At 43.1% G+C, this 801-nt stretch carries 1 protein-coding gene; it reads right to left on the bottom strand.

Features of this window, described 5'->3' with window-relative positions; all coding sequences use genetic code 11:
- Positions 1–8 precede the first annotated feature (8 nt).
- On the bottom strand, positions 9–801 hold a 793-nt coding region (locus AAEY68_RS20680; RefSeq protein WP_350586787.1), incomplete at its 5' end, for an IS3 family transposase.

Here is an 801-nt window from a genome sequence, read left to right as displayed (position 1 = left end):
TGTTGTGGTCAGCTAATTCCGGACAGTGAATTAAGTTTTTCTTCGGCTACTCCAGGGGCAACCATTTGGTTGTGGCTATGCGGCCTGCGCCAGTTATAGTAATTCATCAAATAATAGCTAATATCTTTTTCAGCTTCTTGATAATTACGATAACCCAATGAGGGAACCCATTCTGTTTTTAAACTTCTAAATAGGCGCTCCATCGGGGCATTATCCCAGCAATTCCCTCGGCGACTCATACTTTGTTTTATACGGTAACGCCACAGCCTTTGTTGAAACCTTTTTGCGCTGTATTGACTCCCTTGGTCTGAATGAAACATCAGCCCAGATGGCTTGCCTCGTTGTTCGTATGCTCTATCTAATGCTTTAATAACTAAGTCAGTATCAGGCTTATCAGACATTGCCCAGCCAACCACACGACGAGCAAATAAGTCAATAATAACAGCCAAATACGACCATTTCTTGCCCGTCCAAATATACGTAATATCCCCACACCAAACTTGGTTTGGGCTATTTACTTCAAATTCACGGTTAAGTCTGTTTGGAATGTCTGGTCGCTCCCCCTTCGCTAATTTATATGAATGAGGCCCAGGTTGTTTACAGACCAATCCCATGTCACGCATGATACGGCGTACCTTAAAGACGCCAACAGGTAAGTCAGCGTCTTTTAGCATCGCCACCAACATGCGGCTACCAGCAGCTCCACGACTGAGTGAAAATAACTCATTAATCGTTGACCTAAGTTGCACCTCTTCAAGTTTAATTGATGTCACACGCTGCTTAAAATCATAATAACTTGAA

The sequence above is a fragment of the Pseudoalteromonas sp. RB2-MNA-CIBAN-0110 genome (assembly GCF_040309305.1).
Taxonomy (GTDB): Bacteria; Pseudomonadota; Gammaproteobacteria; order Enterobacterales; family Alteromonadaceae; genus Pseudoalteromonas; species Pseudoalteromonas arctica.
The sequence above is the reverse complement of the archived record's forward strand: the minus strand, read 5'-3'. Positions and strand labels throughout refer to the sequence as shown.